At 71.9% G+C, this 25,731-nt stretch carries 25 protein-coding genes; 13 read left to right on the forward strand and 12 right to left on the reverse strand.

Annotation, left to right across the window (positions count from 1 at the left end):
• The first annotated feature begins 253 nt into the window (after positions 1-253).
• The 5 genes from AB0E24_RS31840 to AB0E24_RS31860 all read left to right on the forward strand — a co-directional run bounded on the left by AB0E24_RS31840 (position 254) and on the right by AB0E24_RS31860 (position 6,557).
• Positions 254-1,978, forward strand: coding sequence for an urease subunit alpha (locus AB0E24_RS31840; protein WP_359382201.1), 1,725 nt, complete (start codon positions 254-256; stop codon positions 1,976-1,978).
• 370 nt (positions 1,979-2,348) lie between these two features.
• Positions 2,349-3,008 (forward strand): urease accessory protein UreF, encoded by a 660-nt coding sequence (locus tag AB0E24_RS31845; RefSeq protein ID WP_079259833.1) that lies wholly within the window; start codon positions 2,349-2,351, stop codon positions 3,006-3,008.
• A gap of 54 nt (positions 3,009-3,062) precedes the next feature.
• Positions 3,063-3,758, forward strand: coding sequence for an urease accessory protein UreG (ureG, locus tag AB0E24_RS31850; protein WP_079259834.1), 696 nt, complete (start codon positions 3,063-3,065; stop codon positions 3,756-3,758).
• A 332-nt stretch (positions 3,759-4,090) separates the two neighbouring features.
• Positions 4,091-4,783, forward strand: a complete 693-nt coding sequence (locus tag AB0E24_RS31855) for an urease accessory protein UreD (RefSeq protein WP_435865346.1) — start codon at positions 4,091-4,093, stop codon at positions 4,781-4,783.
• A gap of 127 nt (positions 4,784-4,910) precedes the next feature.
• Complete coding sequence (locus AB0E24_RS31860; protein ID WP_099015732.1) at positions 4,911-6,557, forward strand: alpha/beta hydrolase; 1,647 nt, start codon at positions 4,911-4,913, stop codon at positions 6,555-6,557.
• Between the two features lie 146 nt (positions 6,558-6,703).
• Here AB0E24_RS31860 and AB0E24_RS31865 read toward each other — a convergent pair whose 3' ends face one another.
• Entirely contained in the window at positions 6,704-7,765 is a 1,062-nt protein-coding gene (locus AB0E24_RS31865) for an NAD-dependent epimerase/dehydratase family protein (RefSeq protein ID WP_359382209.1), read from the reverse strand.
• Positions 7,766-8,032: 267 nt separating this feature from the next.
• On the opposite strand from AB0E24_RS31865, the gene AB0E24_RS31870 reads away from it, so the two are divergent.
• From AB0E24_RS31870 to AB0E24_RS31890, 5 genes are read left to right on the forward strand one after another with little or no spacing between them, the layout of a single operon-like run.
• Positions 8,033-9,688 carry a sensor histidine kinase gene (locus tag AB0E24_RS31870; RefSeq protein WP_359382212.1) on the forward strand — a complete coding sequence of 552 codons (1,656 nt, stop codon included), beginning with the start codon at positions 8,033-8,035 and terminating at the stop codon, positions 9,686-9,688.
• Positions 9,681-10,100 carry a roadblock/LC7 domain-containing protein gene (locus AB0E24_RS31875; RefSeq protein ID WP_069867319.1) on the forward strand — a complete coding sequence of 140 codons (420 nt, stop codon included), beginning with the start codon at positions 9,681-9,683 and terminating at the stop codon, positions 10,098-10,100. Before AB0E24_RS31870 ends, AB0E24_RS31875 begins: the two co-directional genes overlap by 8 nt.
• Positions 10,097-10,453 (forward strand): DUF742 domain-containing protein, encoded by a 357-nt coding sequence (locus tag AB0E24_RS31880; protein WP_069867318.1) that lies wholly within the window; start codon positions 10,097-10,099, stop codon positions 10,451-10,453. The genes AB0E24_RS31875 and AB0E24_RS31880 overlap by 4 nt, the downstream gene beginning before the upstream one ends.
• On the forward strand, positions 10,434-11,057 hold the full coding sequence (locus AB0E24_RS31885; RefSeq protein ID WP_069867317.1) for a GTP-binding protein: 624 nt from the start codon (positions 10,434-10,436) through the stop codon (positions 11,055-11,057). Before AB0E24_RS31880 ends, AB0E24_RS31885 begins: the two co-directional genes overlap by 20 nt.
• Positions 11,054-12,556 carry a cytochrome P450 gene (locus tag AB0E24_RS31890; RefSeq protein ID WP_435865347.1) on the forward strand — a complete coding sequence of 501 codons (1,503 nt, stop codon included), beginning with the start codon at positions 11,054-11,056 and terminating at the stop codon, positions 12,554-12,556. Before AB0E24_RS31885 ends, AB0E24_RS31890 begins: the two co-directional genes overlap by 4 nt.
• A 98-nt stretch (positions 12,557-12,654) precedes the next feature.
• Here AB0E24_RS31890 and AB0E24_RS31895 read toward each other — a convergent pair whose 3' ends face one another.
• From AB0E24_RS31895 to AB0E24_RS31915, 5 genes are all read right to left on the reverse strand, one after another.
• Entirely contained in the window at positions 12,655-12,810 is a 156-nt protein-coding gene (locus AB0E24_RS31895; RefSeq protein WP_167746864.1) for a hypothetical protein, read from the reverse strand.
• A gap of 168 nt (positions 12,811-12,978) precedes the next feature.
• Positions 12,979-13,929: a cytochrome c oxidase assembly protein gene (locus AB0E24_RS31900; protein WP_359382216.1), complete on the reverse strand. Its 951-nt coding sequence runs from the start codon at positions 13,927-13,929 to the stop codon at positions 12,979-12,981.
• Between the two features lie 128 nt (positions 13,930-14,057).
• Positions 14,058-15,083: a 6-phosphofructokinase gene (locus AB0E24_RS31905; RefSeq protein WP_093702013.1), complete on the reverse strand. Its 1,026-nt coding sequence runs from the start codon at positions 15,081-15,083 to the stop codon at positions 14,058-14,060.
• 166 nt (positions 15,084-15,249) lie between these two features.
• Positions 15,250-15,987 carry a type 1 glutamine amidotransferase gene (locus tag AB0E24_RS31910; protein ID WP_069867313.1) on the reverse strand — a complete coding sequence of 246 codons (738 nt, stop codon included), beginning with the start codon at positions 15,985-15,987 and terminating at the stop codon, positions 15,250-15,252.
• 23 nt (positions 15,988-16,010) lie between these two features.
• Positions 16,011-17,249 carry a Mur ligase family protein gene (locus AB0E24_RS31915; RefSeq protein WP_069867312.1) on the reverse strand — a complete coding sequence of 413 codons (1,239 nt, stop codon included), beginning with the start codon at positions 17,247-17,249 and terminating at the stop codon, positions 16,011-16,013.
• 189 nt (positions 17,250-17,438) lie between these two features.
• Between AB0E24_RS31915 and def the strand changes: the two genes are divergently transcribed.
• Complete coding sequence (gene def, locus AB0E24_RS31920; protein ID WP_079259838.1) at positions 17,439-18,005, forward strand: peptide deformylase; 567 nt, start codon at positions 17,439-17,441, stop codon at positions 18,003-18,005.
• A gap of 87 nt (positions 18,006-18,092) precedes the next feature.
• On the opposite strand, the gene AB0E24_RS31925 is transcribed toward def, so the two are convergent.
• The gene (locus AB0E24_RS31925) at positions 18,093-18,749 is read right to left on the reverse strand and encodes a TetR/AcrR family transcriptional regulator (protein WP_359382220.1); all 657 of its coding nucleotides are present in this window, start codon (positions 18,747-18,749) and stop codon (positions 18,093-18,095) included.
• Between the two features lie 192 nt (positions 18,750-18,941).
• Here AB0E24_RS31925 and AB0E24_RS31930 point away from each other — a divergent pair, with 192 nt between their 5' ends.
• Positions 18,942-20,168 (forward strand): acyl-CoA dehydrogenase family protein, encoded by a 1,227-nt coding sequence (locus tag AB0E24_RS31930; protein WP_069867309.1) that lies wholly within the window; start codon positions 18,942-18,944, stop codon positions 20,166-20,168.
• A 143-nt stretch (positions 20,169-20,311) separates the two neighbouring features.
• Here the strand turns inward: AB0E24_RS31930 and uppS are convergent, their stop codons facing one another.
• The 5 genes from uppS to AB0E24_RS31955 form a co-directional block, all read right to left on the reverse strand.
• Positions 20,312-21,130, reverse strand: a complete 819-nt coding sequence (uppS, locus tag AB0E24_RS31935; RefSeq protein ID WP_079153200.1) for a polyprenyl diphosphate synthase — start codon at positions 21,128-21,130, stop codon at positions 20,312-20,314.
• Positions 21,131-21,234: 104 nt separating this feature from the next.
• Positions 21,235-22,047 (reverse strand): SAM-dependent methyltransferase, encoded by an 813-nt coding sequence (locus tag AB0E24_RS31940; RefSeq protein ID WP_069867308.1) that lies wholly within the window; start codon positions 22,045-22,047, stop codon positions 21,235-21,237.
• 66 nt (positions 22,048-22,113) lie between these two features.
• Positions 22,114-22,719 carry a DEAD/DEAH box helicase family protein gene (locus AB0E24_RS31945; protein ID WP_069867307.1) on the reverse strand — a complete coding sequence of 202 codons (606 nt, stop codon included), beginning with the start codon at positions 22,717-22,719 and terminating at the stop codon, positions 22,114-22,116.
• A 164-nt stretch (positions 22,720-22,883) separates the two neighbouring features.
• Positions 22,884-23,123 (reverse strand): DUF397 domain-containing protein, encoded by a 240-nt coding sequence (locus AB0E24_RS31950; RefSeq protein WP_069867306.1) that lies wholly within the window; start codon positions 23,121-23,123, stop codon positions 22,884-22,886.
• Position 23,124: 1 nt separating this feature from the next.
• Positions 23,125-23,991 (reverse strand): Sco1979 family transcriptional regulator, encoded by an 867-nt coding sequence (locus AB0E24_RS31955; protein WP_069867305.1) that lies wholly within the window; start codon positions 23,989-23,991, stop codon positions 23,125-23,127.
• 278 nt (positions 23,992-24,269) lie between these two features.
• On the opposite strand from AB0E24_RS31955, the gene AB0E24_RS31960 reads away from it, so the two are divergent.
• The gene (locus tag AB0E24_RS31960; protein ID WP_232640062.1) at positions 24,270-25,673 is read left to right on the forward strand and encodes an NsdA family TPR-like regulatory protein; all 1,404 of its coding nucleotides are present in this window, start codon (positions 24,270-24,272) and stop codon (positions 25,671-25,673) included.
• Positions 25,674-25,731: the final 58 nt, after the last annotated feature.

Raw genomic sequence — 25,731 nt, forward strand, 5'->3', positions numbered from 1 at the left:
GGGCCGCCGGGTTGTGCGTGGGTGGCGGGGTGCGCTGTCGCCTCGTGGGCGGAGAAGCGAACGGGAGGGTGCTGTGAGCGTCGCGTGCGGGGCCGCCGGGTTGTGCGTGGGTGGCGGGGTGCGCTGTCGCCTCGTGGGCGGAGAAGCGAACGGGAGGGTGCTGTGAGCGTCGCGTGCGGGGCCGCGGGGTGGTGTGGGGGAGACGGGGTGCGCTGTCGCCTCGCGGGCGGAGAAGCGAACGAAAGGGTGCACTATGACCGTTGAGCTGAACCGCGCGGTGTACGCCGATCTCTTCGGCCCCACCACCGGGGATCGTATACGGCTCGCGGACACCGACCTCTTCATCGAGGTCGAGGAGGACCGCAGCGGCGGGCCCGGCCGGGCCGGGGACGAAGCGGTCTTCGGCGGCGGCAAGGTGATCCGCGAGTCCATGGGCCAATCCCGCGCCACCCGCGCGGAAGGCACCCCCGACACCGTGATCACCGGCGCCGTCGTGCTCGACCACTGGGGCGTTGTCAAGGCGGATATCGGCCTGCGTGACGGCCGTATCACCGGCATCGGCAAGGCCGGGAACCCCGACACCATGGACGGCGTCCACCCCGACCTCGTCATCGGGCCCGAGACCGAGGTCATCGCGGGCAACGGCAGGATCCTCACCGCGGGCGCCATCGACGCCCACGTCCACTTCATCTCCCCGACCCTCGTCGACCAGGCGCTCGCCTCCGGGATCACCACCCTCGTCGGCGGCGGCACCGGCCCCGCCGAGGGCACCAAGGCGACCACCATCACCCCCGGCCCCTGGCACCTCGCCCGGATGTTCGAGGCGCTGGAAGGGTATCCGGTCAACATCGGGCTGCTCGGCAAGGGCAACACCGTCTCGCGCGAGGCGATGTGGTCCCAACTGCGCGGCGGGGCCCTCGGATTCAAGATCCATGAGGACTGGGGGGCCACCCCCGCCGCCATCGACGCCTGCCTCGGCGTCTGCGAGGAGAGCGGCGCCCAGCTCGCCATCCACACCGACACCCTCAATGAGGCGGGCTTCGTCGGCGACACCCTCGCCGCCATCGCCGGGCGCTCCATCCACGCGTACCACACCGAGGGCGCGGGCGGCGGGCACGCGCCCGACATCATCACCGTGGTCTCCCAGCCGAATGTGCTGCCCAGCTCCACCAATCCGACCCGCCCGCACACCATCAACACCGTCGAGGAACACCTCGACATGCTGATGGTCTGCCACCACCTCAACCCGGCCGTCCCCGAGGACCTCGCCTTCGCCGAGTCCCGCATCCGGCCCAGCACCATCGCCGCCGAGGATGTGCTGCACGACCTCGGGGCGATCTCGATCATCTCCTCCGACTCCCAGGCCATGGGGCGGATCGGCGAGGTGGTGCTGCGCACCTGGCAGACCGCGCATGTGATGAAGCGGCGGCGCGGCGCCCTCCCCGGTGACGGCCGTGCCGACAACCACCGGGCGCGTCGCTATGTCGCCAAATACACCATCAATCCGGCGGTGGCCCAGGGGCTCGACGGGGAGATCGGCTCGATCGAGACCGGGAAGCTGGCCGATCTGGTGCTGTGGGACCCCGCGTTCTTCGGTGTCAAACCGCAACTGGTGATCAAGGGCGGGCAGATCGCCTACGCGCAGATGGGCGACGCCAACGCCTCGATTCCCACCCCGCAGCCGGTTCTGCCGCGCCCCATGTTCGGCGCGCTCGGCCGCGCGGCGGCCACGGGCTCGGTCAACTTCGTGACCCCGACGGCGCTCGACGACGGGCTGGTGGACCGGCTGGACCTCCGCAAACGGTTCGTCCCGATCCGCGGTACCCGAGGGGTCGGCAAGGCGGATATGCGGGAGAACGACGCCCTGCCGCGGGTCGAGGTCGACCCCGATACGTTCACGGTGACGATCGACGGCGAGCCCGTGGAACCGGCTCCGGCGGTGGAACTTCCCATGGCCCAGCGGTACTTCCTCTTCTGACCGGGCGTCCGTCATGACTGCGAACGAGATCCCGCCCGTGCCTTGGGGCGGCGGTGGGTCGGCCGCGGGTGGGGCGTGGGCGGGCTTTCCCCCACCCCGCCCCTCCCCGAAACCACGGGGCTCCGCCCCCTGGACCCCCGCTACCCCGCCACCGGACGCCCCGAACCGTGCCCGCCACCCGACGACGAAAGCCCCACCCACAGGACGCGCGGCAGGCCCCGGCCTCCCGGCCGCGCAACGGGTGCCCGGGGAAGAGGCCCCGGCCGCGGGCCGCGGCGAACTTCCGGGCGGGGGGCGCGGCGAGGTCCCCGGGGTCCGGGGTGAGGCCGCGAGCGGGGGTCGCGGTGAGGCCCCCGGCGGGGTTGCCGCGTTGCTTATTCTTGCCGATGGTCGGTTTCCCGCCGGAGGCCATGCTCACTCCGGCGGTGCCGAGGCCGCCGTCGCGGCGGGTCGGATCCATGACGCGGCCTCCCTGGAGGCGTTCTGCCGGGGCCGGCTGCACACCGCCGGGCTCACCGCTGCCGGGCTCGCCGCCGCTGCTGCCGCCGGGCTCGACCCGCTCGCGCTGGACGAGGCGGCGGACGCCCGTACCCCCGCCCCCGCGCTGCGCGCCACCGCCCGGCGGCTCGGCCGTCAGCTGATGCGCGCCGCCCGCGCCACCTGGCCGTCGCCCGAGCTGGACGCCCTCGCCGCCGCCCGGCCGCGCGGGGCGCACCAGCCCGTGGTGCTAGGACTCGCCGCGCGGGCCGCCGGGCTGGGGCCGCCGGACGCCGCGTACGCCGCCGGGTACGAGGCGGTGAGCGGGCCCGCGACCGCCGCCGTACGGCTGCTGAGCCTCGACCCCTTCGACGCCACCGCCGTCCTCGCCCGCCTCGCGCCCGAGTTGGACCAGGTCGTGGCGCGGGCCACCGAGGCGGCACGGCGGGCCCTCGACCAGGGCCCCGGCGCGCTGCCCGCCGCCTCCGCGCCACTGCTCGACATCGCCGCCGAACAGCACGCCACCTGGTCCGTACGCCTCTTCGCCTCGTAACCCCGGCGCGAACCGAACCGCATCCCCCGCACCCGTTGGAACATCGGAGCCGTCATGCATCTCGACCACGCGGACCCCTACCCCCCGCGCCACACCTACGGCGCCCCTGCCCCCCACCGCCCCGACGGCACCCGCAGGGCGCTGCGCATCGGCCTCGGCGGGCCGGTGGGCTCGGGCAAGACCGCGACCGTCGCCGCGCTGTGCCGGGCGCTGCGCGACCAGTTCTCCCTCGCTGTGGTCACCAATGACATCTACACCCGTGAGGACGCCGAGTTCCTGCTGCGCAACGCCGTACTTCCGCCCGAACGCATCACCGCCGTGGAGACCGGCGCCTGCCCGCATACCGCGATCCGCGACGACATCTCCGCCAACCTGGAGGCGGTCGAGGAACTCGAGGAGTCCGTGGGTCCGCTCGATCTGATCCTGGTCGAGTCCGGCGGGGACAACCTCACCGCGACCTTCTCCAAGGGCCTGGTCGACGCGCAGGTGTTCGTCATCGACGTCGCGGGCGGCGACGACATCCCCCGCAAGGGAGGCCCCGGCGTCACCACCGCCGATCTGCTCGTCGTCAACAAGACCGACCTCGCCCCGTACGTCGGCTCCGACCTGGAGCGCATGGCGCGCGACGCGAAGGCCCAGCGAGGTGAACTCCCCGTCGCCTTCACCTCCCTGGTCGCCGAGGACGGCGTCCGCCCCATCGCCGACTGGGTCCGCACCCACCTGGCCGCCTGGACAGCGACTCCGGCATGACGCCCACCCCAGATGCCGTGCCCGGCCCGGAGCTGCCGCGGGCGGGCGGTCCGGCCGTATCCGATGGGGAACAGCCGCGTCCCGCGTCGCGGATGTCCGGGCGCGCCCCGGCGCGGGACGCCCCGGACCCGGGGCGAGGCTCGGCCACCCCGGGTGCGGCAGGCCCCTCGGGCGCGGCGGACCCCTCAGCTATGACGCCCACCTCGCCTGCGGTGGCCTCCTCGGGCACTACGCGCACCCCAAGCACTGCAAACGCCCCAAACGCCCCAAACGCAGGCGTTCGGGTCGTTGGGCGGGTTCGGGCTGAGGTGGATGGGCGGGGTGGGATCGCGTTGCCTGTTCTTGTGGGGGACGGGCCGCTCGCGTTGCGTCGTACCCGGAGCGTCGTGGACGGGGAGGCGCAGGTCACCGTGGTCGGTGCCATGAGCGCGCCCCTCGGCGGCGACCGGATCGCGCTGGAGGTGACGGCGGGGCCGGGCGCCCGGCTGCGCATCGGCTCGGCCGCGGCGACCATCGCCCTGCCCGGGCGGTCGGCCGGGCCCGCCCACTACGAGATCCGGCTGACCGTCGCCGACGGCGCGACCCTGCGTTGGCTGCCCGAACCCCTGATCTCCGCCCACGGCAGTGATCTGCGCATGACCACCCGTGTCGAACTCGCCCCCACCGCCCGCCTGGTGCTCCGCGAGGAGCAGATCCTGGGCCGTACCGGCGAGTCCCCGGGCCATCTGACCACTCGTCTCACCGTCCACCGCGCCGGGCGCCCGCTGCTCGACCAGGAACTCGCCTACGGCCCCGGCGCCCCCGGCTGGGACGGCGGCGCGGTTCTCGGCGGGCATCGCGCGGTGGGACAGCTGCTCGTGGTCGACCCGTCCCGCGACAGCGGCCCCGTCGCGGGGCCACGACTGCTCGGCGCGACCGCCGTCCTCACGCCCCTGAGCGGCCCCGCCGCCCTCGCCACGGCCGTGGCGCCGGACGCCCTTCAGCTCCGCAGGGCCCTCGACGAGGCGGCCGCCGCCGTGGGTTGATGTTCACGTCTTGATAAAGAAACGGCGGTTTGCCCTGTACTCGGCGGTAAGCCAGACAGAAGAATCCCCCTGACACTCTGTGATCATTGCCGCTCCTGGCGGCGCAACAAAGCAGGGGGATTACTACGTGAGACGCACAGCAATCTTCGGCGTGACCGGCGGTGTGATCGCCGGTGCGCTGATAACCGGTGCGCTGGCCGCCCCCACGGCCGGGGCGGCGGAGCGGACGCCCGGTGGGGCCGCCGAGGCCCGTGGTGTGGCGGTGGCCGCGGCCAAGGCCGCGAAGCAGGGCATCGACTGGGCGGACTGCCCGGCCGACTGGGGGCTGGCCAAGCCCATCCAGTGCGGCTATGTCACCGTGCCGCTCGACTACGCCAAGCCGAACGGCCGCACCATCAAGCTCGCGGTGGACCGGATCGCCAACACCGGCACCGCCTCCGAGCGACAGGGGTCGTTGATCTACAACCCGGGCGGGCCCGGCGGCTCCGGGCTCCGTTTCCCGACCCGGGTCACCACCAAGAACCCGCTGTGGACGAAGGCTTCGAAGGCGTACGACTTCGTCGGCTTCGACCCGCGCGGGGTGGGCCACTCGGCGGCCATCTCCTGTGTGGATCCCCAGGAGTTCGTCAAGGCCCCGAAGCTGGACCCGGTGCCCGACAGCGAGGCGGACAAGCGTGTCCAGCGCAAGCTGGCGCGGGAGTACGCCGAAGGGTGCGCGGAGCGCAGCGGCTGGATGCTGCCGCATATGACGACGCCCAACACCGCCCGTGACATCGACGTCATCCGGGCCGCGCTCGGCGACAAGAAGCTCAACTACCTGGGCGTGTCGTACGGAACGTACATCGGCGGGGTCTACGCGACGCTCTTCCCGACCCATGTGCGCCGGCTGATCGTGGACAGCGTGGTCAACCCCTCGCGGGAGAAGATCTGGTACCAGGCCAACCTGGACCAGGACGTGGCCTTCGAGATGCGCTGGAACGACTGGAAGGCGTGGGTCGCCAAGAACGACGCCGCCTACCACATCGGCGACACCCCCGCGAAGGTCCAGCAGCAGTGGGAGAAGCTGCGCGCGGCCGCCAAGAAGAGCCCCATCGGCGGGGTCGTGGGCCCGGCCGAGCTGCTCGGGCTCTTCCAGAGCGCTCCGTACTACGACTCCTCGTGGGCCACGGTCGCCCAGGTGTGGAGCGACTACCTCGCCGGCGATGAGAAGGCGCTGGTCGAGGCCGCGGGCCCGGACATGTCCGACACCGCGGGCAACATCGCCTCGGAGAACGGCAACGCCGTCTACACCGCCGTCGAGTGCGCCGACGCCAAGTGGCCGACCAGCTGGTCGAAGTGGGACCGGGACAACACCCGGCTCCACCGCGACTACCCCTTCCTGACCTGGTCCAACGCCTGGATGAACCTGCCGTGCGCCACCTGGGGCGCCAAGCAGCGGACTCCGCTTGAGGTGGGGGCCGCCAAGGGGCTGCCCGAGACGCTGATCGTGCAGAGCACCCGTGACGCCGCGACCCCGTACGAGGGCGCGGTGGAGCTGCACAAGCGGCTGAAGGGGTCGCGCCTGGTCACCGAGAAGGACGCCGGTTCGCACGGGGTCACCGGTCTGGTCAACCCGTGTGTCAACGACCGGGTGGACGCCTACCTGCTCAAGGGCACGGTGGACGCCACGGACGTGACCTGCGCTCCGCACGCCACACCGGTGCCCGCGAAGTCCGGCGCGGCGGCCGCGAAGGACGCGAAGGCCGCCAAGGAGGCCGCCGTCCTCGTCAAGTAGTTCGGCGAGCGGCGGTATGTGGTGATGGGCCGGGCCCGTGCGTTCCCCGCACGGGCCCGGTGCCGTTTCCCGTACGGGCCGACTCTGTTTCCCGTACGGGCCCGGCTCTGTTTCCAGCGCGGCCCGGCGCCGTTCGCCCGAAGGGATCAGGGCGCGAGGGGGTGTCCGCCGCTCCGCAGCCAGGCGTCCTCGGCCGCGTAGTCGAACAGATCGGTCATCGGGTCGTAGGCGGCGGCCATGTCGGGGAAGGCCGTGCGCCAGTCGGGGGCGGCCGCGAGCCGGTCCGCCAGCCAGGCGACCGTCGCCGGCAGCGATTCCGGGTAGCCGGTCACCGGGCGGTAGCCCAACTCCCGTTCGGCGGCGGACATGTCGTAGACGAGGGGGTGGGCCAGGCTCCAGGGGGTGCTGCCGACATGCGGATGCGGCGGCTCCCCGTCGATCAGCACCAGCTCACCGCGCACCCCCAGCACCGCGTCCACCGCGGCGGAGATGTCGGCGACCGTCGGGGCCTGCGGATCGCCCGCGTTGAGCACCCGTGAACCGGGCCGGTGGGCGGCCAGCCGCATCAGCTCCGCGAGGTTGTCGACATGCACCGGGTGGAACCGGCTGCGGCCGCCGTACGCCAGGATCCGCACCGGCCGCCCGTCCAGCGCCCGTTTGACGAAGTACAGCTCACGGGGGGTCCGGCAGTGCGGGCCGTGGATCGCCCCGGCGCGCAGCAGGGTGGTCGGCAGTCGGTCCCCGGCGGCCAGCAGCTCCCGCTCCAGCGCCACCTTACGGCCGCCGTAACCGTCGCCCGGCGGGACGGTCCGCTGGGACTCGGGGAGCGGCACCGGATAGCGCGGGGCGCCGTCGGGCCGGTCCTGGGTGCCGAACCCCCGGCCCTGGTCGTCCTCGTACACCGCCCCGGTGGAGATCACCACCGCGGAGCCGATCCGGTCCGCGAGCCCCAGCAACTGCCGTGCGTGCGCCCGGCCGTAGGCGACGCAGTCCAGCACCACATCGCAGCCGTCCCCGATCAGCTCCGCCAGCGCCGCGTCGTCGTTCCGGTCCACGGCCACGCCCACCACCGACGCGGGCCAGCTCTCGTCGCGGCCCCCGCCGCGCGAGGCGGCCCGCACCCGCCATCCGTCCGCGGCGAGCGCGCGTACCGCCGCCCGGCCGATCTGCCCCGTCGCCCCGATCACACATGCGCTTCCAGTGGTCATGCCCGGACGCTACGGGCCGGGGTGCCACGCTGCCCAGACTCCTTCGCCATGAGCAGATTCGCCCAGAGCGCGATCATTCACGGTCAAAGAATGAATGCGGATGATCGCTTTTTCTCGCTCTTTGAATTCCTGGTGATGCATTTCGAAGAAAGAGGCATATTCGATTCATGCCACGGTGAAACCGCTATGCTCCAGGGCCCATGACGGGCTGGTTCATCATCGCCCGTATTCCGCACCCATTTCTCTTCGCTGTTTTTAAGGATGCCCATGGTTTTCGCCGGCACCTCATCCGGAGGACGACGGCCCGCCTCCACGCTCGTATGGGTCATCCCTCCCGCCGCGATGGCACTCTGCGCGGCGCTCGCCGTCGCCGTGGTACCCGCCGACGCGCGGGCCGCGGTGATCTGGTGCGGGGTGGTGGCGACGCTCGCGGTGGCGCTGGCGGCGGTCGAGGCGATGCGCCGCGGCCTGCTGATCACCATGCTGCGCACCCGGTTCACCGCCCAGGAGGCCGGGCTGCGGCAGCGCCTGGTGGACCAGGAGAAGGCGATCCGGAGGCTGACCCAGGACGTGCTGCCCCTGGCGGTGGCCCGGCTCCAGCGCGGTGCCGGGGTGCACGAGTCGGTCAAGGACATCGACCATGTGCCCGGTATCGACCCGGACTTCGACGCCGCCCACGGGCAGCTGCTCCGGTGGGTGCTGGAGACCGTACGGACCGAGGAGGACCTGCGGGACGCGGCCCAGCGGGCCTTCGTCAACATCGCCCGCCGGGTGCAGGCCATCGTCCACCAACAGGCCCATGACGTACGGGAGATGGAGGACAAGCACGGCGCCGACCCGGACGTCTTCGAGGATCTGCTCCACCTGGACCACGGCAACGCCCTCATCGGCCGGCTGGCGGACTCCATCGCCGTCCTGGGCGGCTCGCGGCCGGGCCGCCAGTGGCAGAAGGAGGTGCCGCTGTTCAATGTGTGCCGCGGCGCCATGTCCCGCATCCTCGAGTACGAGCGGGTGGATCTGCACTCGGTGGCCGATGTGGCCATCGTCGGCCCCTCGGTGGAGCCGCTGATCCACGCCCTCGCCGAACTGCTCGACAACGCCACCCGCTACTCGCCGCCCAAGACCCGGGTCCATCTGACCGCGATCGAGGTCCAGTCCGGGATCGCCATCGAGATCGAGGACGCCGGGGTGGGCCTGTCGGAGGAGGCGCGCAGGCGCACCGACGCGGTGCTGATCCAGGCGGCCACCGGACTCGACCTCAACGACCTGGGCGAAACGCCGCGGCTCGGCCTGGCCGTGGTGGGCAGGCTCGCCGCGAGGTACCGGTTCCAGATCTCGCTGCGGCCCTCGGCCTACGGCGGGGTGCGCGCGGTGCTGGTCGTACCGCAGGACATCGTCTGCCCCACCCCCGCACCCGGTGGCATGATCGCTCGCGCGGCCAAACTGCCGCCGCCCAAGCCCATCAAGCGGGCCACGCCCCTGCCGTCCCCCACCCGCGCCCGCACCGGCCCGGTGCCGTCGGACCGCCCGGGGCCCGGCTTCCGGCAGAACGGCGCCGGGCTCCCGCAGCGCCACCGCCGGATGCCCATGGTCACCCCGGCCCGCCCGCCGTTCAGGGTCGACTCCGCACCCCCGGCGGCGCCCGCCGCGCCCCGCGAACCGGTCCGGCGGCCCGTGCAACCCGGGATCTGGCTGGACGCCTTCACCAAGGGGCTCAACGGCGAACCGATCCCGGTGGCGGACGCCGCCGAGGACGCACCGGGCCCGCCGGCCGTCCCGGACCCCCGGAGGGCCCCCGACACCCCGGACGTCCAGACCGCCCCGAGCACCCCGAACCCCCCGAGCACCCCGAACGTCGGGACCGCCCCGAACCCCCCGAGCACCCCGAACGCCCAGAACACATCGTCGGACAAGGATGAGTAGGCAAGTGACCCCACCGCGGTTCAACATGGACTGGATGCTCCGGGACCTGGCGTCCAGCGTTCCGCAGACCCGCCACGTGGTCCTGCTGTCCTCGGACGGCCTGTGCATGGCCCAGGTCGGTACGGACAAGGACACCGCCGACCGCCTGGCCGCCGCCTGCGCCGGCCTCCAGAGCCTCTCCGGCGCCATCGCCGCCGAATTCCCCGAGGGGGACGGGCGGATGCGGCTGGTCGTCATCGAGGTCGACGGCGGCTTCTTCTATCTGATGGCGGCCGGTACCAGTTCCTATCTGGCGGTGCTCGCCGAGGACAGCGTGGACGCCGGGCTGATGGGCCAGTGCATGAGAGACCTGGTCGCCCGGCTCGGGGAGCACCTCAGCAGCCCGCCCCGGGTCGACGGACGGGTGACATGAGCGAATCCGGCAGGCCGTGGGACGAGGGCGGGCCCGACCGGCTCTACACCGTCAACCGCGGCCGCGCCCCGGAGGAACCCCGGCCCGTCGAGCTCGTCAGCCTGATCGTGGCGCGCGCCGAGCCGGAGCCGGGGATGGCGCCCGAGGCCGCCGCCGTGCTGAGGATGTGCCGGTTCCCGCTCTCGGTGGCCGAGATCTCCGCGTATCTGGCCCTGCCCGTCTCCACCGTCGGCTTACTCCTCGCGGAGCTGCTGGGGGACGGCCGGGTGGAGGCCAGGGCGCCGGTCCCGGCCGCCGTGCTGCCCGACCCCGAACTGCTCCAGGCGGTGATGCATGGACTACAGAACCTCTGAGGAGATCGTCGGACCGCGCGGCGAGGACACCCTCCCGGCCTCCGCGTCCGCAGCCGTCAAGGTGGTGATCGTCGGAGGGTTCGGGGTCGGCAAGACCACCATGGTCGGCTCGGTGAGCGAGATCCGGCCGCTGACCACCGAGGAGACCATGACCCAGGCCGGGGTCGGGGTGGACGACATCGCGGGGATCGAGCGCAAGACCGAGACCACCGTCGCGATGGACTTCGGCCGGATCAGCCTCAACGAACAGCTGGTGCTGTATCTGTTCGGCACCCCCGGCCAGGAGCGGTTCTGGTTCCTGTGGAACGGCCTCTTCGAGGGCGCCCTCGGCGCCGTGGTCCTGATCGACACCCGCCGTCTGGAGGTCAGCTTCGACGCGGTCGGACGGCTCGAGGAGCGCGGTGTGCCCTTCGTGGTAGCGGTCAATGCGTTCCCCGAGGCGCCCGTCCACCCCATGGCGGAGCTGCGCGCGGCCATGGACCTGCCCGACTCCGTACCGCTGATCGACTGCGATGCCCGCGACCGGGCCTCCAGCCGTGACACCCTCCTCACCCTCGTGCGCCATCTGCAATCCCTCCACCCCGTGACACCGGAGACTCCGTGACCCCTCATCCCGACGGCCCCGGTCCCGGGCCCGCCGAACCCCCGCCCGCCCGGTGCCCCGTCCACCCCGCGCTCTCCGACAGCGGTCCGGTGGACCTCCTCGGGCCCGAGAACGAGAAGGACCCGATGGGCCTGTACGAGCGGCTGCGCGTCGAGCACGGCCCGGTGGCCCCGATCGTGCTCGACGGTGGCATACCGGCCTGGCTGCTGCTGGGCTACCGCGAGAACCTGGAGGTCTCCCGCACCCCCTCCCGCTTCTCCCGGGACTCCCGCCACTGGCACGCCTGGAAGGACGGCGGGATCGGCGCCGACTCGCCCCTGCTGCCGGTGGTCGGATGGCAGCCCATGTGCACCTTCGCCGACGGTGACGAGCATGAGCGGCTGCGGGCCGCGCTCACCGAGTCCATGGGGCGCTTCGACCGCCGCGGGATCCGCCGCCATGTCACCCGCTTCACCCATCAGCTGGTCAACGACTTCTGCGCCGACGGGGGCGCCGAGATGGTCACCGCCTTCGCCGAGCAGCTGCCCATGCTCGTCCTCACCCAACTGCTGGGCATGCCCGACGAGTACGGCCCGCGGCTGGTCCAGGCCACCCGGGACCTGATGAAGGGCACCGAGACGGCCCTGCGCAGCGACGCGTACGTCACCGGGGCGCTCAAGGGCCTGGTGGACCGCAAACGCGCCGACCCCGGCGAGGACCTGGCGTCCTGGCTGCTGGCCCACCCCTCCGGCCTCACCGAGGAGGAGGTGGTCCAGCATCTGCGGCTGGTGCTGCTCACCGGCAACGAGACCACCACCAATCTGATGGCCAACACGCTGCGCATGGTCCTCACCGACCCGCGCTTCCGCGCGTCCCTGGCCGGCGGCCAGATGACCCTGCCGGACGCCATCGAGCATGTGCTGTGGAACGAGCCCCCGCTGACCGTCGTCCCCGGCCGCTGGGCCACCGGGGACACCGAACTGGGCGGTCAGCGGATCAAGGCCGGGGACATGCTGCTGCTCGGGCTGGCCGCCGGAAACGTCGATCCGGCCATCCGCCCCGACATCGGCGCGCCCATGTACGGCAACCGGTCCCATCTCGCCTTCAGCGGCGGCCCCCACGAATGCCCGGGGCAGGACATCGGCCGAGCCATCACCGACACCGCCATCGACACCCTGCTGCTGCGCCTGCCCGATCTGCGGCTCGCCGTCGAGGAGTCCGAGCTGTCCTGGCTCTCGTCCTGGATCTCCCGCCATCTGGTGGCGCTGCCGGTGGAGTTCATGCCCCGCCGCCCCGAGCCGGACATCGTGGACGAACCCGCCACGGGCGTCCTCCCCTCTCGGCCGCGGGCACGTCCGACGCCCGAGCGGGAACCGGCCCCGGCACCGCTCGCGCCCGCCGCCGAGGGGCCCGGGGCGTTGGCCTCCGGGCGCGTTCCGTGGTGGACGGCGTTATGGCGGCGGCTGCTGGGCAGGCCCTCGGGATCCGCCCCCTATGGGCGGCGACCGGGCGCCCCGTAAGGGCGGCGACGGCGCGGTGGCGACCGTAAGGGCGACGCCGTCACGGCGGCGGCTCCGTAAGGGGGGCGACTTCGCGGGGACGCCGAAGGCCCCGCCGCTCAGCCCCGGGCCAGCACGACCCCCACGGTCAGCAGTCCGAGCACGACCCAGCTGAACCAGAGCCAGCCGTTGCTCCCCAGCGCCACGGTGTAGGCCGTCGCCAACACCAGGCCCCCCACCGTGGCCACCGTCATCGTCTTCGCGGAACCGGGCATCCCCGACCTCCTCACGGCGGTCCTGACGCCCCTTCGCCAGGATCCGGGCCACCCAGGGCCCGGGTCCATGGTCTCGCGGTCCGGGGCCCGGCCGCTAGCAGGCGGCCGGGCTTCGGCGGCTCAGGGTCCAAGCGGTTCCGGTCCGGGGCCGGCGGCCGCGGTGCGGCCTCAGTTGCCCCGGGACTGGAGCGAGGCCAGATAGGCGTTGTACGCCGCGAGCTCCTGGTCGCCGTCCCGGTCCGCGGTGCGGTCGATGCGCCGAGCCTGGCGCTCCTCGGACTTGTACCACTGGTGGACCAGCGCCACCAGGACGATCACCGACGGGATCTCGCTGAACGCCCAGGCGATACCGCCCGCCCAGGTCTGGTCCGACAGCGCGTCGATGCCCAGCGAGGCGGGCGGGTGCTGGTACGTCCCGATCATGGGCTCGGTCGCCATCATCAGCGCGATGCCGAAGAACGCGTGGAACGGCATGCCCGCGAACAGCTCCAGCATCCGCATCACATAGCCGGGCCGGTGCGGGCCCGGGTCCACGCCCATGATCGGCCAGAAGAAGACCAGGCCCACCGCGAGGAAGTGGACCATCATCGCGATATGCCCGGTCTTGCTCTCCATCAGGAAGTCGAAGAGCGGGGTGAAGTACAGCCCGTACAGGCTCGCGATGAACAGCGGGATCGTGAACGCCGGGTGGGTGATGACCCGCATATAGCGGCTGTGCAACAGCGCGACCAGCAGCTCCCGGGGCCCCTTGCGGCCGCGCCCGGCCGCCGGGAGGGCCCGCAGGGCCAGCGTGACCGGCGCGCCCATCAGCAGCAGGATCGGCGAGACCATGCTGATGATCATGTGCTGCACCATATGGACGCTGAACATGACCATGCCGTAGTCGTTCAGCCTGGTGCACATCGCGACCACGATGGTCAGCACCCCGAGCACGAAGGAGACCACGCGCCCCACCGGCCAGGCGTCGCCGCGCCGCCACAGCCGGGTGGCGCCCCAGCCGTAAAGACCGAGCGCCAGCACACAGCCGACCAGGAAGAACGGATCGCCGCCGAACTCCAGCCCGCGCGACAGCGTGAACGGCGGCAGATCCATCATCATGCCGTGCCCACCGTGATCCATCCGGTGCTCCTCTTTCAGCGCCTCAACCGGCGCCGCTCTCGCGGACCTGGTTGCTCGCCGTAAGGGTTGCGCAAGTGATGGCCGATGGCCGGGCCCGTGAAGTCGGCATTAACCGGCTTGTGTCGGCACTACAGTACGCACTCGGCCTCGGCATACCGTTCGGCGGGGACCGTCTTCAGCCGCTCCACGGCCGCCGAGAGCGGCACCAGGCCGATGTCCGTGCCGCGCAGGGCCGTGATCGTGCCGAATGCACCGCGGTGGACCGCCTCGACCGCGTGCCAGCCGAAGCGCGTGGCCAGCACCCTGTCGTACGCCGTCGGGGTGCCACCGCGCTGCACATGGCCCAGGATGACCGCCCGCGCCTCCTTGCCGAGCCGCCGCTCCAGCTCGACCGAGAGGTGGTGGGCGATGCCCGCGAAGCGCTCATGGCCGTAGACGTCCTTGCCGCCGGCCTCGTAGTCCATCGTGCCCTCGCGCGGCTTGGCGCCCTCCGCCACCACCACGATCGCGAACTTCTTGCCCGCCTCGAACCGCTCCCCGACGGTCCTGGCGAGCTCCTCGATGTCGAACGGGCGCTCCGGGACGACGATCGCATGAGCGCCCGCTGCCATGCCCGAGTGCAGCGCGATCCAGCCGGTGTGCCGTCCCATGACCTCGACGATCAGCACCCGCTGATGGGACTCCGCGGTGGTCTTGAGCCGGTCAAGGGCCTCGGTGGCGACCCCGACCGCGGTGTCGAAGCCGAAGGTCACATCGGTCGAGGCGATGTCGTTGTCGATGGTCTTCGGCACGCCGACGATCGGCAGCCCGGCGTCCGAGAGCAGCCGGGCGGCCTTGAGCGTGCCCTCACCGCCGATGGGGATGACCGCGTCCAGGCCGAGCTCCGCCACATGCCCCTTGGCCCGCTCCACACCGTCCCGCAGATGCTCGGGGCGCACCCGGGTGGAGCCGAGGATGGTGCCGCCGAGGGCCAGGATGCCGCTCACGGCGTCCAGGTCCAGCTTGCGGTAGTCGCACTCCAGCAGGCCCTTCCAGCCGTCCTGGAAGCCGATCACCTCATCGCCGTGATCGACGGTGGCCCGGTGGACGACTGACCTGATGACCGCGTTCAGGCCGGGGCAGTCGCCGCCGGATGTGAGCACACCAATGCGCATGGCACGCATACCTCTGTCTGCGATGGGGGCCGACGGCCGGACCGCGTCGTCCGGCGGGACCCCGCCACCCTACAAGCGGCCGGGCGGCGGGGGCGCGGTGATCGGCCGGATGTCCGCCATGCGGGCACTCTCGGCCTGGGCTGTGCTCGGGCGAGCGGGTGGCGGCTCAGGCGGGCTGGGTGGCCGCCGCGATCCGCTCGTTGCGCAGCGCCTCGTACCACTGGTCGTCGACCGGCGGCAGCGCGTTCACATCGAGGGCCAGCTTCAGCAGGTGGTCCGCGATATGCGGGTTGCGGGCCATCACCGGGCCGTGCATGTACGTCCCGAAGACGGTGTCGTGGTACGCGCCCTCGAAGCCGTCGCCCGAGCCGTTGCCGTTGCCGAACCGGACCCTGGCGAAGGGGCGGGCGGTCGGGCCGAGGTGGGTGACGCCCTGGTGGTTCTCGAAGCCGGTCAGCGGGGGCAGCCCGAGCCGCTCGTCGATGTCGGCCAGCACGTCCCCGACGCACCGGGCGCCCTCGCCACGGCTGCTGACCACGTCCAGCAGCCCCAGGCCCTGCTGGCGCTGCCCGAGGTCGTTGATGAACTCATGGCCGAGGATCTGGTACCCGGCGCACACCGAGAAGACGATCGCCCCGTTGGAGACCGCCCGGTTCAGCCCGCCGTCCCGGATCAGCCGCTCGGCGGCCAGCCGCTGCGGGCGGTCCTCGCCGCCGCCGACCAGGTAGATGTCCCCGGAGGTGGGGATCTGCTGGTCGGAGCGGACGTCCAGCCGGGAGACCTCCAGCCGGCGCTGACGCGCCCGGCGCTCCACCACCAGGACGTTGCCCTGGTCGCCGTACGTGCTCAGCAGGTCGGGGTAGACCCACACCACACGCAGGCCGTTCTGGCTCGTGCTACGCATCTTCGTGCCTCTCGTACGGGGGGTCAGTTGCCGACCCGGCGGCGCAGGTCCTGGAACGCGGTGTAGTTGGCGATCACCTCGATGCGGCCGGGCGGCGAGATCCGCACCGCCTCGTCCGCATCCGCGCAGACCCGGAAGTCCAGCCCGGCGACCTCCAGGCGCACCGCGAGGTCCAGCTTGCGGTCGCCGAGTACACAGATCGGGTGCCCGGCGAGCCGGGTGTAGTCCACGTCCCACAGCCAGGAGGTGTCGGTGCCGTCGGCGCCGCGCGCGTTCACTGAGAGGATCACCGGGGTGGGCGGCGGGTCGATCAGCGAGAAGGTCTCCAGCCAGCCGGCCGGGTTCTTCGCCAGCAGCAGCCGCATCTGGCGCTCCTGGAAGGTGACCACGTCATAGCGGCCCGCGACGGCCTGGACCTGGTACATCCGCTCCAGCGCGACCTGCGGGGGCACCCCGAAGGTGGCGGCGACGGCGGCCGAGGTGGCCGCGTTGGCCTTGTTGGCACGGCCGGGGAGCTGGAGGTGGATCGGCCAGGCCGCGCCGTGCGGATCGAGGACGTAGTCGCCGTTCAGCGCCCAGCTGGGGATCGGACGGCGGAAACCGCACTCCGCGCAGACCCAGTCGTCGCCCGGGCGCTGGAGCACACCGCCGCAGGACGGGCAGGACCAGGCGTCGTCCTTCCACTCCTGCCCGGCGGCGACCCAGACCACATTCGGGCTGGAGGAGGCGGCCCAGACGATCAGCGGGTCGTCCGCGTTGGCGATCACGACCGCCTTGGAGCCGGTCAGGCCCTCGCGCCACTTCTCGGCGAGCATCCGGGTCTCGGCGGCGCGGTCGAGCTGGTCACGGGAGAGGTTGAGGAGCGCGATCGCCTTGGGCTCGGTGTCGCGCGCCACACCGGCGAGATACTTCTCGTCGACCTCGATCACGCCGTAGCGCGCGTCGGAGCCACCGGCCAGGGCCGAGGTGATACCGGCCGGCATATTGGCGCCCAGTGCGTTGGAGACCACCGGGCCGGCCGCCCGCAGCGCCTCGGCGATCAGCCGGGTGGTCGTGGTCTTGCCGTTGGTCGCCGACACCAGGATGACGTCCAGGTGCTGCGCCAGCCTGCCCAGCAGATCGGGGTCGAGCCGCAGGGCCACCTTGCCGCCGATCACCGATCCACTGCCGCGGCCCGCGGCCCGCGACACCGCCGCCGCGGCCTTGCCCGCCGTCACGGCCAGCTTGGCCCGCGGTGACAGCGGCTCCGAGTTGCCTGACATCGTCTTCTCGATCCTCCTCGCATACCGGCGCCGCTTCCTGCCCCCCGAGGCGCCGGTGGTATGCCCCCTCCGCGCCGCATCGCCAGCCGGGAGGCCACGGTCGAGGAGAAGCCTATCGAGATCCGGCGGCTGTCCCGAATCCCCGTCACCCGCGCAGGACACTCCCCGGGCCCCGTAGGCTTGGCTGCCATGCGACATGGCGTGATCCCGGGCAGCCGCGGAGCGGTGCGGCCCATGCGGCTCCTCGGCGATCCGGCGCTGCGCGCGCGGTGCGAGGAGGTCACCGCGTTCGACGCCGAGCTGGCCCGGCTGATCGAGGACATGTACGCCACGATGTACGCGGCGCACGGGGTGGGGCTCGCCGCCAATCAGATCGGTGTGGGACTGCGGGTCTTCGTCTTCGACTGCCCGGACGACGAGGACCACCGTCATCTGGGGCATGTGGTCAACCCCCGGCTGGCCGCGGCCGACGGGGTGACGGTGCGCGGGCCGGAGGGCTGTCTGTCGCTGCCGGGCATCGAGGCGGGCACCCCGCGCTACGACCGTGCGGTGATCGAGGGCATGACGATGGCCGGGAAGCCGGTGCGGATCGAGGGCACGGGCTTCTTCGCGCGCTGTCTCCAGCACGAGTACGACCACCTGGACGGCGGGCTGTTCATCGACCGGCTCACCGGGCTGCGGCGGCGCAGGGCGCTGCGGGCGGTCCGCCGCGCCCCCTGGGGGGCGTCCGGCGGCGCCGAGGCGGTGGGGGCGTAGCGGCGTCCACCGGGTGTCGGCGGGTGTCTCCCCTGGGCTTCGGCTCTTGGCCCCGGGGTCTGGGCTTCGCCTCCGGACCCCGGGATCTCAGAAGCCCGGTGCGCCGACCCGGTCGTCCGCCAGGGACAGCCGTCCCCACAGCAGATCGGTGAGATGGTGCACCAACTGGCCGCGTGCGCACGGGCGGTCGCGCAGCCACCAGTCACCGGCCCCGTGCATCATGCCGACGATCCCGTGGCCCCAGACCCGCGCCACCTCGTCGCCGCCGGGGCCCAGCTCCAGCCGTTCGGCGATCACCGTGGCGAGCTCCTCGCCGAGCCTGCGCAGCAGCGGGGCGGAGTGCTGGCCGACGTCGAAGCCCTGCTCCGGCTCCGGCTGGCCGTTGTCGGCCGGGTGCATCAGGAAGCGGTACACCTGGGGCCGCGCCTCGATCGCCGCCAGATAGGTGTCCAGCGTGGCCTCCACGCGCTGCCTGCGGTTCTCGGCGGGCGCGTCCAGGGCCGTGCGCAGCGAGGCGAGCAGGGCGTCGGTGTGGCGCTTGGCGAGCGCGCGGTACAGGCCGCCCTTGTCGCCGAAGTGACGGTAGAGAATGGGCTTGGTGATGCCCGCTTCGGCCGCGATGGCGTTCATCGAGGCTTCGGGCCCGTCGCGCAGCACCACCCGGTCCGCGGCCTCCAGCAGCTCCTTGCGCCTGCGCCGGGCGGTCTGCCGCTGGTCGTCCCGCTGGCTGGTCCCGGTCTGCATAAGGTGCCTCCCCGCCCCCGATGTCGTACTCGCGCCTTCGCGCCTCCGCGTTTCCCGGCGCGATCGCGCTCCGCGCTCTGCGCAACGTAACACCCGCGGGGGAGCGGGGCCCGTGTGGCCGGGAGAGTTGACATCGCCTACTCGGCGGTAACAGACTGCCGTTACCGCAGGTAATAAGCACGTGGAGGGGTCATGGCGGAGTTCTCGTTCGAGCTGGACGACGATCAGAAGGCGGTGCGCGACTGGATCCACGGCTTCGCCGCGGACGTCATCCGCCCGGCCGCCGCCGAATGGGACGAGCGCGAGGAGACCCCCTGGCCGATTATCCAGGAGGCCGCCAAGATCGGCCTGTACTCCCTGGACTTCTACGCCCAGCAGTACTTCGACCCCACCGGCCTCGGCATCCCCATGACCATGGAGGAGCTGTTCTGGGGCGACGCGGGCATCGCGCTGTCCATCGTGGGCACCGGCCTCGCCGCCGTCGGCGTCCTCGCCAACGGCACCGAGGAGCAGATCGGCACCTGGATCCCGCAGATGTACGGCGACGCGGCCGATGTGAAGGTCGCCGCCTTCTGCTCCTCCGAGCCCGACGCCGGCTCCGACGTCGGCTCGATGCGCACCCGCGCCGTCTACGACGAGGCCAAGGACGAATGGGTCCTGGACGGCACCAAGACCTGGGCCACCAACGGCGGTATCGCGGGCGTCCATGTGGTGGTCGCGGTCGTCGACCCCGAACTCGGCTCCAAGGGCCACGCGTCGTTCATCGTCCCGCCGGGCACCCCCGGTCTCTCCCAGGGCCAGAAGTTCAAGAAGCACGGCATCCGCGCCTCGCACACCGCCGAGGTGGTCCTCGACAACGTACGGGTGCCCGGCAGCTGTCTGCTCGGGGGCAAGGAGAAGCTGGACGAACGGCTCGCGCGCGCCCGGGAGCGGGCCAAGTCGGGCGGTGAGCGGCTGAAGAACGCCGCCATGGCCACCTTCGAGGCGTCCCGCCCGGCCGTCGGCGCCATGGCGGTCGGCACCGCCCGCGCCGCGTACGAGGTCGCGCTCGACTACGCCAAGACCCGGGAGCAGTTCGGCCGCCCCATCATCGACAACCAGGGCGTCGCCTTCCAGCTCGCCGATATGCGCACGCGGATCGACGCCGCGCGCCTGATGGTGTGGCGCGCGTCATGGATGGCGGTGAACGGCAGGCCCTTCGAGTCGGCCGAGGGCTCCATGTCCAAGCTGTTCGCCAGCGAGACCGCCAAGCAGGTCACCGCCCAGGCGGTGCAGATCCTCGGCGGCAACGGCTTCACCCGTGAGTACCCGGTCGAGCGGATGCACCGCGACGCCGCGATCTACACCATCTTCGAGGGCACCAGCGAGATCCAGCGCCTGGTCATCGCCCGCACCCTCTCCGGCGTTCAGATCCGCTGAGCGCTCCGCTGGAAGGGTCGTGATGTGTCGTCGGCCACTGCGGCGCCGTCGTGGCTGGTCGCGCCCACGCGGCGGAGCCGCACATCGACACAGTCCCGCGCCCCTTCGGGGCGCTGCCCGAACCGTAGCGAGCGGCGGGCGCGTCAGACGGGGCCGACCCCCGCGCCAAAACGTCGCTTCCGGGAGGCAAACGCGGCCAGCAGCGCGCGGAGCTCCTCACCGGTGAAGTCGGGCCACAAGGTGTCCACGAAGAAGAGCTCCGCGTAGGCCGCCCGCCAGAGCATGAAGTTGGAGATGCGCTGCTCCCCGGAGGTGCGCACCAGCATGTCGATGTCCGGCAGATCGGCATGCGGCAGATGGCGGGTGAACAGGGCCTCGTCGATGAGCCCGGGGTCCAGCGCGCCGTCCACCGAGGCGCGGGCCAGGGAGGTGGCGACGCGGGCGATCTCCTCCCGGCCGCCGTGGTTGAAGCAGAACGCCAGCGTCATGGCGCGGTTGTGGCATGTCTCGTCCTCCGCCCGGCGCAGCGCGGCCAGGGTGGCCCGGGGGAGCCGGGCCTCCGAGCCCAGCCAGCGCAGCCGCACCCCCCGCTCGCCGTAGCCCCGGAAGACGTCCGCCAGCTGGGCGGTGAGCCGCATCAGGGCGGCCACCTCACCGCGCGGGCGGTTCCAGTTCTCGGTGGAGAAGAAGAACAGCGACAGATGTTCGATGCCCTCCTCCAGGGCCGTGTCCACCACCCGCGGCAGTGCCAGCACCCCCGCCTGATGGCCGCGGGTGCGGGAGAGACCGCGCAGGGCGGCCCAGCGGCCGTTGCCGTCCATGATGATGGCCAGGTGCCGCGGCCGCCCCGGCGTCCCGTCCTGGGGGCCCCGGCGCTGTCGTACGACGGCGGGCGCCTCGGCCACCGACGCCCGCAGCAGCCGCTTGACGGAGGGCACCCTCCAGGCCCCGACCTCGAACACCCGCGCGTCCCTCCGCCTCGCTTCCCGGCGCCGTGTCTGACGACGCGACGGGGGCGGGGGTTACCTCCCCGGTGGCCGAACCATTCGTTTGGTCGTCACCGCCGTCACGGCTTGCGCGCCACGCCCCCGTGGACATCGGTGGTCTCGATGTCCGTCTCGGAGGGGGCCGGACGCCACAGCGGACACGACACGATACCGGGCTCGATCAGCTCCAGACCCTCGTAGAAGCGGCTGACCTGCTCCACACTGCGCAGCACGTACGGAACGGCGCCGGTGTCGTCGTAGCCCTGCTGCGCCTGCTTGAGCGCCTGGTCGGTGTCGGTGCTGTCGTAGTGCACGAAGTAGCTGCCGGACGGCAGCGCGGCCTGGAGCCGCCGCACGATCGACACCGCCTCGTCGTAGTTCTGGATGTGGCCGAGGATGCCCATCAGCATCAGGGCGACGGGCCGGTCGAAGTCGAGCGTCTTCGCCGCGGCCTCCAGGATCCGCTCGGGCTCGTGCAGATCGGCGTCGATATAGTCGGTGACCCCCTCGGGGGTGCTGGTGAGCAGCGCCTGGGCGTGCCGGAGCACCAGGGGGTCGTTGTCCACGTAGACGATGCGGGCCTCGGGCGCCACCCGCTGGGCGACCTGGTGGGTGTTGTCGTAGGTGGGCAGCCCGGTGCCGATGTCCAGGAACTGCCGGATCCCGCATTCGCCCGCCACATGGGTGACGGAGCGGATGAGGTACGCGCGCGAGGCGCGGGCCATGGTCTCGATGTTCGGGGCGACCTCGCGGTACTCGTCCCCGGCGATCCGGTCGACCTCGTAGTTGTCCTTGCCCCCCATCCAGTAGTTCCAGATCCGGGCCGAATGCGGCACCGTGGTGTCGATCTTGGTCGGGGGCTGCCGGTCCGGGGTGGACGAGCGGTCTGTCATAGCGCCTGTCTCCTGCCGTGCGTATGCGGTTCGCGGGGCACCGACTCGGCTCCGGTGCCGGGTGGTTCAGCGATGCTGGGCACAGTGCGGCACGGGGGAGCGGATACGCGGAAGGGGCCGGGCGAACGAGGCCACCGGGGGCTCGGGCGCCGCCTCGTCGCGGCCCGGACCGGGATCCGGGCCGCCGCCGGGGGCCGGCCGCTCCTCGACGGTGAGGACCGGGGCGTGCTCGGCGAGGGTGGAGAAGGCGTGGTCATAGCCGGTTACCGCGGCGTCGATCTCCGCGAGGTCCGCCGCCGAGGCGCCGCGCGCGGCCAGCCGGACCTCCAGCACCTGAACCGGGGCCGTCACATGGACGAAGGCGCCGTCGCGCTCGGCCACCGCCTCGGCGAAGTCGAACGCCTGGATCCAGGTCACCCGGGAGTGGCCGCGGCGCAAGGGCCCGTAGACGAGCTCGCCGACCAGCCCGGCGTCCACCGCGAGCGCACCGTCGAGCTGGAGGAGTTCGCGGTACGGCCGCACCGGGTCCAGATGGGGGAGGTCGGGGGAGGCGCGGGTGACTGTGTAGCCGTGCCGGCGGGCGAGTCCGGTCAGCAGCGCGTCCCTGCCGACTCCGTCGCAGCCCTCGACGATCAGTGTGCGGTGCTGTGCCACCGCATGGTCGAGGTTCATTCCGGCATCCCGTCGGTCCCATGGCTCTGCAAGGGGGACGACGCCGCCGCCCGCCACGGCATATTCAGTGTGCGTGGCGGGACGGCGGGGACGGGAGTGCGATGCGGGGTTGTGCGGTTGTGCGGGCGTAGTGGTTTTCGGGTGACCGGCCGTGTGCGGCCGCTCTACACGACGAGGAAGTCCGCTTTGCCGGCCTTCGCCGCGTCCAGGAAGGACGCCATCTCCGCGCGGGTGTATATCAGCGCGGGCCCGGCCGGATCGGTGGACTGGCGCAGGGCGACCCGGCCGTCCGGCAGTCGCTTGGCCTCGATGCAGGTGCCGCCGTTGGACCCGCTCCAGGGCTTCTCCCAGCCCTCCGTGCCCAGGTCCGTGGCCGGCATTCCGCTGTAGACGGGCTCGTGCATCTCAGTGCTCCTTACGCAGTTCGGCCAGGATGGTGCTGGAATCGCCGATCGGCTCGGCCTGGACCGCCATCCGGTCCAGGACCTCGAGATAGGCGACGACTTCGGCCGGCTTGTCCACATAGACCGCGCCGGTGAGGCTCTCGGTGTAGACGACGTCCGGCAGTTCGGAGAATCCGAAGCGGAAGTAGTGGAAGGGGCCGAAGGCCCCGGGGTGCGGCCCCGCCGCGAACCGCATGATCTGGAGCCTGACCTTGGGAATCTCCAAGGTGCCGATCAGGTGGTCGATCTGGTCGCGCATCACCCGCGAGCCGCCGACCGGGCGGTGCAGCACCGTCTCGTCGAGGATGGCCCAGATGGTCGGCGCGTCCGGCTTGGTGAGCAGGCTCTGGCGCTGTACACGCAGCGCGATCCGGCGCTCCAGCTCCTCCTCGGTGTCATGGGGGAAGCCCATGCGTAGTACTGCTTGAGCGTAGTCCTCCGTCTGGAGCAGACCGGGGACGTAGTGGGGCTCGTACGCGCGAATGACGGTGGCCTCACTTTCGAGGCTTACGTAAGCACTGAACCAGTCCGGAAGCACATCGCGGAACTGATGCCACCAGCCCGGCTGGTTCGCCTCACGCGCCAGGGCGAGGAAATCCTCCATCTCCGGGCCGCGGACGCCGTAGTTCCGCAGCAGCTCCTTCAGATAAGGAATCTTGAGGCCGACTTCCGCCTTTTCCATCCTGCGCACGGTCAACGGGGTGACCTCGATGGCTTTCGCGGCTTCCTCGAACGACACCTTCGCCCGCTCGCGCAGACGCCGCAGTCGCTTGCCGAGAACTCTGCGCAAAACAGTGGGGGCGGCGCCGGCCGGCCGTGCCTCGCTCACGTCCCGCCTCCCGTAGGAATGGCTGTCATATGCCTGCACAGTGTGCCACGCGATGGATGACACTGACAGAGCGAGCGGATCGCTCTGAAATTATCAGAACGAAGGTTGCGGGGTGATGGCCTCACCACGCATAGTGAGCACGTGACCCATCTCACCCTCTATGGCGAGGGCTCCCAACCACCTTTGTCCACAACGTCGTTGACGCCCCGGACCGACCGGTCGGCATCGATCGACGGGGATCCCGCAGACCGCCGTGGCTACACACAGGGACGGTCACGGTGACGCATCACGCACAGCCGGTAACCGGGCGCCAAGGCCCGGCGGCCAACGCCGCGTTGGCCGCCGCCCTGAAGGAATCCGGGTGCTCCTACGCCTCATTGGCCCTGCGCGTCAATGAACTGGGCCGTAGGCAGGGACGCGAGTCGAATTACGACAAGGCGTCCGTCACCCGCTGGCTGCAAGGCGGACAGCCGCGCGGCACCACGCCGGAGCTGATCGCCGCCGTGCTCTCCCACCGGCTCGGCAGGCCCGTGGCCCCCGCCGAGCTGGGGTTCATCTCCGACCGACAGCGCCCGGTCGTCGCCCGGGCGCTGGCCTACCGGGAGGACGTAAGCGAAACCTTGCACACGCTCGCCGAACTCGGCTCCACCGACATATCCCGCCGCAGCCTGCTGGGTGCGGTGCCCTTCGTCGCCGGCGCGCTGGTGACCCCACAGCGCGAATGGCTGCTGTGGCTGGTCGAGAACCAGGACACCGCCCGGCTCGCACCCGCGGCCGAAGGCGGCCGCGTCGAACAGGTCCACGCGGCGATCAACATGTTCGACGAGATGGACAATCGCTTCGGCGGCGGCCAGGTCCGCGCCAGCATCGTGCTCTATCTGTCGACCGAGGTCGTCCCCATGCTCCAGCAGCGCGGCGCGCCTCCGCAGGAGCGGCGCCAGCTGTTCACCGCCGCGGCCAAGCTGGCCGCGATGGCCGGCTGGAGCAGCTATGACAACGCCGAATACGGCTTGGCCCAGCGCTATATGACCCAGGCGCTGCGGCTGTGCGCCGAGGGCGGCGACCGGGTCCTGGGCGGTCAGATCCTGGCCGGCCTGTCCCATCTGGCGACCAACCTGGGCCAGCCCGAGGCGGGGGTCGAGTTGGCCCGGGTCGGTGTCGCCACGGCCAAGCACGCCGGAAGCCCGCTGGGGCTGATGCGGTTGCACGCCATGGCCGCCCGTGGCTACGCCGCACTGGACCAGCCCCGGGAGGTGTCCAAGTCGCTGCGCGCGGCCGACGCCCAGCTGGAGAAGAGCCAGGGCCCCGAGCAGGAGTCGCCCTGGGTGCGCTTCCTGGACCACCACTATCTGGAGGCGGAGGCGGCGCTGTGCTTCCGCGACCTCGGCAACGCCTCCGACGCCGAGGCCGCCGCCGCCGAATCCGTGCGCGCCAACGCCGATCGGCGCCGGCGCCAGGCCATCAGCAGATCCGTGCTGGCCACGGCACATCTCCAGCAGAACCGGCTGGACGAGGCCGTCGGCACCGCGAGCGAGGCACTGGACACGCTCAGCGGGGTGCACAGCGAGCGCTCGATCCAGGCGCTGCGCGACTTCCGCACCCGGCTGCGGCCGCACCGCGGGGAGCCCATGGTCCGGGAGTTCGAGCAGCGCTCCCGGACCGTGCTCGGCGTGGCCGCCTGAGGCTCCGGGCCCCGGGGCTCCGCCCCGCCCGGTGCCTCGGCGAACTTCCCGGCCGCTC

The sequence above is a fragment of the Streptomyces malaysiensis subsp. malaysiensis genome (genome assembly GCF_040653035.1).
GTDB classification, from domain to species: Bacteria; Actinomycetota; Actinomycetes; order Streptomycetales; family Streptomycetaceae; genus Streptomyces; species Streptomyces malaysiensis.

What these genes read in the sequence shown, in the direction of transcription:
- AB0E24_RS31840 (WP_359382201.1), top strand. Translation starts at nt 254, where the DNA reads ATGACCGTTGAGCTGAACCGCGCGGTGTACGCCGATCTCTTCGGCCCC.
- ureG (WP_079259834.1), top strand. Translation starts at nt 3,063, where the DNA reads ATGCATCTCGACCACGCGGACCCCTACCCCCCGCGCCACACCTACGGC.
- AB0E24_RS31865 (WP_359382209.1), bottom strand. Translation starts at nt 7,765, where the DNA reads ATGACCACTGGAAGCGCATGTGTGATCGGGGCGACGGGGCAGATCGGC.
- AB0E24_RS31870 (WP_359382212.1), top strand. Translation starts at nt 8,033, where the DNA reads ATGGTTTTCGCCGGCACCTCATCCGGAGGACGACGGCCCGCCTCCACG.
- AB0E24_RS31875 (WP_069867319.1), top strand. Translation starts at nt 9,681, where the DNA reads ATGAGTAGGCAAGTGACCCCACCGCGGTTCAACATGGACTGGATGCTC.
- AB0E24_RS31880 (WP_069867318.1), top strand. Translation starts at nt 10,097, where the DNA reads ATGAGCGAATCCGGCAGGCCGTGGGACGAGGGCGGGCCCGACCGGCTC.
- AB0E24_RS31885 (WP_069867317.1), top strand. Translation starts at nt 10,434, where the DNA reads ATGGACTACAGAACCTCTGAGGAGATCGTCGGACCGCGCGGCGAGGAC.
- AB0E24_RS31895 (WP_167746864.1), bottom strand. Translation starts at nt 12,810, where the DNA reads ATGCCCGGTTCCGCGAAGACGATGACGGTGGCCACGGTGGGGGGCCTG.
- AB0E24_RS31900 (WP_359382216.1), bottom strand. Translation starts at nt 13,929, where the DNA reads ATGGATCACGGTGGGCACGGCATGATGATGGATCTGCCGCCGTTCACG.
- AB0E24_RS31905 (WP_093702013.1), bottom strand. Translation starts at nt 15,083, where the DNA reads ATGCGCATTGGTGTGCTCACATCCGGCGGCGACTGCCCCGGCCTGAAC.
- AB0E24_RS31910 (WP_069867313.1), bottom strand. Translation starts at nt 15,987, where the DNA reads ATGCGTAGCACGAGCCAGAACGGCCTGCGTGTGGTGTGGGTCTACCCC.
- AB0E24_RS31915 (WP_069867312.1), bottom strand. Translation starts at nt 17,249, where the DNA reads ATGTCAGGCAACTCGGAGCCGCTGTCACCGCGGGCCAAGCTGGCCGTG.
- def (WP_079259838.1), top strand. Translation starts at nt 17,439, where the DNA reads ATGCGACATGGCGTGATCCCGGGCAGCCGCGGAGCGGTGCGGCCCATG.
- AB0E24_RS31925 (WP_359382220.1), bottom strand. Translation starts at nt 18,749, where the DNA reads ATGCAGACCGGGACCAGCCAGCGGGACGACCAGCGGCAGACCGCCCGG.
- AB0E24_RS31930 (WP_069867309.1), top strand. Translation starts at nt 18,942, where the DNA reads ATGGCGGAGTTCTCGTTCGAGCTGGACGACGATCAGAAGGCGGTGCGC.
- AB0E24_RS31940 (WP_069867308.1), bottom strand. Translation starts at nt 22,047, where the DNA reads ATGACAGACCGCTCGTCCACCCCGGACCGGCAGCCCCCGACCAAGATC.
- AB0E24_RS31945 (WP_069867307.1), bottom strand. Translation starts at nt 22,719, where the DNA reads ATGAACCTCGACCATGCGGTGGCACAGCACCGCACACTGATCGTCGAG.
- AB0E24_RS31950 (WP_069867306.1), bottom strand. Translation starts at nt 23,123, where the DNA reads ATGCACGAGCCCGTCTACAGCGGAATGCCGGCCACGGACCTGGGCACG.